This is a genomic window from Brevundimonas sp., assembly GCF_032107865.1.
GTDB lineage: Bacteria > Pseudomonadota > Alphaproteobacteria > Caulobacterales > Caulobacteraceae > Brevundimonas.
The window spans coordinates 1-6279 of the sequence record NZ_DAMCNG010000161.1 but is presented as its reverse complement, the minus strand read 5'-3'; the positions used below and the strand labels follow the sequence as shown (position 1 = coordinate 6279).

The window sequence follows — 6279 nt, the reverse complement described above, 5'->3', positions numbered from 1 at the left end:
CGCGAAGCCATCACCGACTATGTGGTCCAGCAAACCTTCGGCCGCCCGGCCAAGGCCTCCAACGCCCCGCTGGCCGCTCGCGTCGCCTGCACCCTGCACACCGGCCGCACCCATCAGATCCGCGTCCACATGGCGTCCAAGGGCGCGCCCCTGCTCGGCGATCCCGTCTATGGTTCGGGCAGCCCCGCCGCCCCCGTCCGCGCCGCCGTCGAGGCGTCCGGCCTGAAACGCCAGGCCCTGCACGCCGCCGTCCTGGGCTTCGTCCACCCTGTCACCGGCGAAGCCCTCCGCTTCGAAACCGCCCCGCCCGAGGACATGCTGCGGCTGGAAGCCCTGCTCAGCGAACTCTGACGCTTTGGCGCGCCGTCGCGTCTGGGCCAAACTGTCCGCTTTATTAGCAACAATATCTGTGCTAGATAGTCGCCACGACGGACGACTGCACAGTCGCCGCCGAATTGAGACAATCCGCCCCTTTCGCTTCGGGCAACGGATTCCCATCTTATCAGTTGAGGGGCGAGGTGATGATGCACGTCATGTGGTCAGAGCCGCGGCGCCTGCTCTAGCATTCGGTCGGAGGGACCACATGGCCAATACCACGCTGACGGTGATGTCGCCTGAACAGGGACTGTCCCGTTATCTCACGGAAATCCGCAAGTTTCCGATGCTGACCAAGGATGAGGAGTTCATGCTCGCCAAGCGGTGGAGCGAACACCAGGATCCTGAGGCCGCCCACCGTCTCGTGACCTCTCACCTGCGCCTCGTGGCCAAGATCGCCATGGGTTATCGCGGCTACGGCCTGCCGATCGGCGAGGTGATCTCCGAGGGCAACGTCGGCCTGATGCAGGCCGTCAAGAAATTCGATCCCGACAAGGGCTTCCGCCTGGCGACCTACGCCATGTGGTGGATTCGCGCGTCGATCCAGGAATACATCCTGCGCTCCTGGTCCCTCGTGAAGATGGGCACCACGGCCGCACAGAAGAAGCTCTTCTTCAACCTGCGCAAGGCCAAGAGCCAGATCTCGGCCTTCGAGGAAGGCGACCTGCACCCGGAACACCTGGCGGCCATCGCCACCAAGCTGGGCGTGTCGGAAGAAGAAGTCACCAACATGAACCGCCGCCTCGGCGGCGACGCCTCGCTGAACGCCCCGCTGCGCGCGGACGGCGAAAGCGAGTGGCAGGACTGGCTGGCCGACGACAACGCCGTCAGCCAGGAGACTCAACTCGCCGAAAACGAGGAAAAGTCGATCCGCATGAGCCTGCTGCAAGAGGCCATGGAGGAACTGACCGACCGCGAGAAGCACATCCTGACCGAACGCCGCCTCAAGGACGACCCGGTCACGCTGGAGGAGCTTGCCGGTCAGTACGGCGTCAGCCGCGAGCGCGTGCGTCAGATCGAGGTGCGCGCCTTCGAAAAGCTGCAGAAAGCCATGCGCGCTGCGGCTGAGGAACGGAACCTGGTCGACGCCTGACGTCGACCCATCTCCCCCTACCCCGCCCGCGCCAGGGTCTCGGGCGGCGCCAGATTCAGCACCGCCTGAACCGGCGCCGTCAGCGTGGCCTTGGTCGGCGCGCCGGCGGCCAGCACCGTATCCAGCCCCGCTGCGGCGATCGCCAGCGGTGCGTCGCCGGTCTTGATGGCCAGGGCCTTCAGCGTCTCGGCCTGCTGCTTGATGGCCCGCACGGCCTGCATCGGATCGCTGTCGAACTGCGTCAGGGCCGAAAACAGGATCCGCATCGCCTGATCCTTGACCGCCACTGCGGCCTCGGCGCCGGAACGCGGCTTGTCCGCCTTACGCTTCTGCGGCCCGGCGTAATCGTCCGAGTTGAAGCGCCGGCGATCCGGCCCGACATAGCCCACCGCTTCGACCCAGTCGCGCGGCTTGGTCGCCAGGTTCTCGATCCGCCGCTGCAGGTCGCCGCTGGTGAACGGCTTTCTCAGGAACTCATGCACGCCGGAATCCCGCGCGCCCTTGATGGCGCTGGCGGTCGCCTCGGCCGTCACCATGATGATCGGCGCGCGTCGGCATGACAGGCTGGAGCGACGGATGCGCCGCACCAGAGCCTCGCCGTCCAGCTTCGGACCCGCTCGCTCAGTGCAGATCAGGCCCGGCTCCATCTCGCGCGCCAGATCAAGCACCCGCGCCTCGTCGCCCTCGACCACAATCTCGCGCGATCCGAACCCCTTCAACAGGTCCATCAGCAGACGCGCGGCGGCGGGATTGGGATCAACGATCAGCACGCGCCGAACCACCGGCGCGATCCTTTGTATCGTTTTGGCGTCTAGGGCGAACACGGGGCGAGCTCCATTTCAGAGCCCGACCCTATGTCTCACGGGTTAAGGCGTCGTTGCCTCGCCCAAAAATGTAAACCTAGCCCTGGAAGGGATCGCGCATCAGAATGGTGTCGTCGCGCTCGGGGCTGGTCGACAGCAGGGCCACCGGCGCCCCGATCAGCTCCTCGATCCGCCGCACATACTTCAGCGCATGGGCGTTCAGATCCTTGAAGCTGCGGACGCCGCCCGTGCTCTCGGTCCAGCCTTCCAGCTCCTCAAACACCGGCTCGGCCGAGGCCTGATCCTTCAGGCTGGACGGCAGATAGTCCAGCACCTCGCCGTTGATGCGATAGCCGACGCAGATCTTCAGCGTCTTCAAGCCGTCCAGCACGTCCAGCTTCGTCAGGGCGATGCCGTCGATGCCGTTGATCGCCACCGACTGACGCACCAGCACCGCGTCAAACCAGCCGCAGCGACGCGCCCGGCCCGTGTTGACGCCGACCTCGCGGCCCACGACCGCCAGATGCTCGCCGACCTCATCGTTCAGTTCACAGGCGAAGGGGCCTTCGCCCACGCGGGTCGTATAGGCCTTCACGATACCCAGCACGTATCCGACACCGCGCGGACCGATCCCCGAACCCGCCGCCGCCTGGCCAGCGATGGTGTTGGAGCTGGTCACATAGGGATAGGTGCCGTGATCCACGTCCAGGAAGGCGCCCTGCGCCCCCTCGAACAGCACCCGCTTGCCGTCCTTCTGCGCCTGATCCAGCACGCGCCACGCCGGTTTGACATAGGGCAGGATCTTCGGCGCGATCTCCAGCAGTTGCGCCAGCAGCGCCGCCGGATCGATCGGCTCCAGCCCCAGACCCGCACGCAGCGGATCGTGATGCGAGCGCAGGCGGTCGATCTTGATCTTCAGGTCGTCTTCGTTGGCCAGATCGCAGACGCGGATGGCGCGGCGGCCGACCTTGTCCTCATAGGCCGGGCCGATGCCGCGGCCGGTCGTGCCGATCTTGGCGCCCGGCGCGCTGGCGGCGGCTTCGCGCGCCACGTCCAGGGCCGGGTGGATCGGCAGGATCAGGCAGGCGTTGTCGGCGATGGTCAGGATATCGGGGGTGATGGCCACGCCCTGGGCCTGGATCTTCTCGATCTCGCCGACCAGGTGCCAGGGGTCCACGACCACGCCGTTGCCGATGATCGAGGGCTTGCCCTGCACCACGCCTGAAGGCAGCAGCGCCAGCTTATAGACCTTGCCGTCGACGACCAGCGTATGGCCGGCGTTATGGCCGCCCTGGAACCGCACGACCATGTCGGCCCGGTTCGACAACCAGTCGACAATCTTGCCCTTGCCCTCGTCGCCCCATTGGGCGCCGACCACTGCGACGTTAGCCAAGACCGTTTCTCCGCAATCCAGAATGCGGTGGGAGCCTATAACCCCTGAATCGTCCGGAGTCGCCCCGACAGCGCAGAATTATGCGCTCAGCTCACTGACTGCCGTCTGGAACGCCCATTCCAGCCACGGCGTCGCATCCACGACATCCGCCGTTTCCACCGTGCAACCGCACCACAGACGCAGACCCGGAGGCGCATAACGATGCGGCTCCATGTCATAGACCGCCCCCTCGTCTTCCAGCAGCGCCTTGAACCGCTTCACGAAGGCCTTCTGTCCCGCATCGTCCATCGCCGCGATGCGAGGATCAACGAACTTCAGACAGACCGACGTGGTCGAACGAACGTCCGGTCGCTCCGGCAGGAAGTCGATCCAATCGGTCCGCTCCACCCACTCGGCCAGGGCCTCATAGTTGGCGTCAGTACGCGCGATCAGCGCCGACAGACCGCCCACGCCCTTGGCCCAGTCCAGCGCGTCGATCCAGTCCTCGATGGTCAGCACCGAGAAGGTGTTCATCACCACCCCGTCCGCCAGGGTCCGGTCGAAGCCCTTCTTGTCGACGATCCGCAGCACCTTGGGCACGGCCCGATCGGGGCGATACGCATCCAGCCGCGCCACGGCGCGCGGCGACAGCACCATCAGGCCGATGCCCGCCTCGCCGCCCAGCGCCTTCTGGAAGCTGAAGGTCGTCACATCCAGCTTGTCCCACGGCAGGTCCATGGCGAACGCCGCCGAGGTCGCGTCGCAGATGGTCAGCCCCTCGCGGTCGTCGGCGATCCAGTCGCCGTTCGGCACGCGCACGCCCGAGGTCGTGCCGTTCCACGGAAACACCACGTCCTTCTTCGGATCGACCTTCGACAGGTCCGGCAGTTCGCCCCACGGCGCCGTCAGCACCTCCGGCTCCAGCTTCAGATGGTCGCGCACATCCGTCGCCCAGACCTGGCCGAAATTCTCATAGGCGACGACCTGCACCGGCCGCTCGCCCAGCATGCACCACAGCGCCGCCTCGACCGCGCCCGTGTCCGACCCCGGCGTATAGAGCAGCACATAGTCGTCCGGCGGACTCAGCACCTCGCGCGTCAGTTGTAGGCCATGCGCAAACCGCTCGGCCACCTCCGGCGCGCGAATGCCCCGGCCTATCAGGTTCGTCGGCAGCCCCGCCAGCGACCAGCCCGGACGCTTGGCCGTCGGCCCGGCCGAGAACCAGGGGCGAGCGGGCTTGGCGGCGGGCTTGGGCGTCATGACGGTCTCTACAGTCTCGGGGAGGAGAAGAAGGAAGCTAAGCCCTTAGGCCATCAACGGCCGGGCTTATAGGGCCGGCGTTCGCGCCATTCAGTCGCAAACCGGACCAGTTCATCGTCCGGCGTCTCGGGCAGCGTCACCACCAGCTTCGCCAGCAGATCGCCGCGCTTGCCGTTCGCATAGGCGCCGCGCCCCTTCAGCCGCAGCACCTTGCCCGAGTTCGAGCCCTTGGGGATAGTCATCATCACCGCGCCCTCGGGCGTCGGCACCTGGATCTTGCCGCCCAGCACCGCGTCGGGGACCGACACCGCCAGGTCCATCGTCAGATCGGCACCGTCGCGCTTGAACACCGGATGCGGCTGAATGCGCAGTTCGATCAGGGCGTCGCCCGCCTGACCGCCGCGCCCCGGCGCGCCCTGCCCCTTCAGCCGGATCACCTGGCCGTCGGAAGCGCCTTTGGGGATCGCCACGTCCAGCATCCGTCCATCCGAGAACTGGATACGTCGCGTCGTCCCGGCGATGGCGTCCTCCAGACTGATGTCCAGGGTCGCACGCACGTCCTGCCCGCGCCCGCCGCCGAAACCGCGCCCGGCCCCGCGTCCACCACCGAAGGCCCCGAAGATGTCTTCCAGATCGATGTCGTCAAAGCTGGCGCGCCCGCCGGGACCGCCTTCGCCGCGCCCGCCGAAGCCAAAGCCGCCGGGCCGTCCGCCCTGACCGCCGCCGAAGCCACGGAACTGCTCGCGTCCGTCAGCGTCGATCTCGCCGCGATCATACTTCGCCCGCTTCTCGGCGTCGCCCAGCAGGTCGAAGGCGGCGGTGATGCGCTTGAACCGTTCCTCGGCCGGTTTATCGCCGGGGTTCTTGTCGGGGTGCAGTTCCTTGGCCAGCTTGCGGAACGCCTTCTTGATCTCGTCCGCGCTCGCGCCCTTGGAAACGCCTAGTTCCTGATAGGGATCGCCAGCCAATTTTCGCTCCACTCGGATCAATACGGACCAGAGCGTCAGTTAAGCCATGCGCCCGCCCGCCGAAAGGGGCCGTCATGGTTTAGATCGGCAGCTTCAGCGGAACTATCGCCTCCGTCCCCCAGCCATACCCGTCGCCCCAGTGGGCCACGGCGACCCGCACGCCCGCCCCCAAACCGCTCGGAAAGTCCGCCGCAGCCTCGGCCGCGCCATAGACGGCCGCCAGCCCTTCAACCTCCCAGGCCCGCCGTTCGACCGCACCGTCCAGCACCCGCACCCGGAAACGTCTCGGATCGACCTCGACCGGCTCCCCCTCCCAACCGTCTCCGCCCAGACGCACGCGCGGCAGCCAACTCAACCGCCACCCGCCGCCCTCCTTCACCGCCCGTAGGTGCGCCGGTCGCCACGGCG

At 67.0% G+C, this 6279-nt stretch carries 6 protein-coding genes and 1 pseudogene; 2 read left to right on the top strand and 5 right to left on the bottom strand.

The window, feature by feature from the left end; genetic code table 11:
- Positions 1 to 351: pseudogene (locus tag RT567_RS12400) on the top strand (RluA family pseudouridine synthase); the annotation flags it as partial.
- Between the two features lie 232 nt (positions 352 to 583).
- Positions 584 to 1468 carry an RNA polymerase sigma factor RpoH gene (gene rpoH, locus RT567_RS12395; protein ID WP_313576634.1) on the top strand — a complete coding sequence of 295 codons (885 nt, stop codon included), beginning with the start codon at positions 584 to 586 and terminating at the stop codon, positions 1466 to 1468.
- A gap of 17 nt (positions 1469 to 1485) precedes the next feature.
- Here rpoH and RT567_RS12390 read toward each other — a convergent pair whose 3' ends face one another.
- The 5 genes from RT567_RS12390 to RT567_RS12370 form a co-directional block, all read right to left on the bottom strand.
- A complete protein-coding gene (locus RT567_RS12390) occupies positions 1486 to 2250 on the bottom strand; it encodes a response regulator (RefSeq protein ID WP_313576633.1) in 765 nt (254 codons plus the stop codon).
- A gap of 118 nt (positions 2251 to 2368) precedes the next feature.
- Positions 2369 to 3664 carry an adenylosuccinate synthase gene (locus tag RT567_RS12385; protein WP_313576632.1) on the bottom strand — a complete coding sequence of 432 codons (1296 nt, stop codon included), beginning with the start codon at positions 3662 to 3664 and terminating at the stop codon, positions 2369 to 2371.
- A gap of 78 nt (positions 3665 to 3742) precedes the next feature.
- Positions 3743 to 4903 carry a phosphoserine transaminase gene (locus RT567_RS12380; RefSeq protein WP_313576631.1) on the bottom strand — a complete coding sequence of 387 codons (1161 nt, stop codon included), beginning with the start codon at positions 4901 to 4903 and terminating at the stop codon, positions 3743 to 3745.
- 53 nt (positions 4904 to 4956) lie between these two features.
- Positions 4957 to 5871: a J domain-containing protein gene (locus RT567_RS12375; protein WP_313576630.1), complete on the bottom strand. Its 915-nt coding sequence runs from the start codon at positions 5869 to 5871 to the stop codon at positions 4957 to 4959.
- A 79-nt stretch (positions 5872 to 5950) separates the two neighbouring features.
- Positions 5951 to 6279: hypothetical protein (locus RT567_RS12370; RefSeq protein ID WP_313576629.1), on the bottom strand; the 329-nt coding region annotated here is incomplete at its 5' end.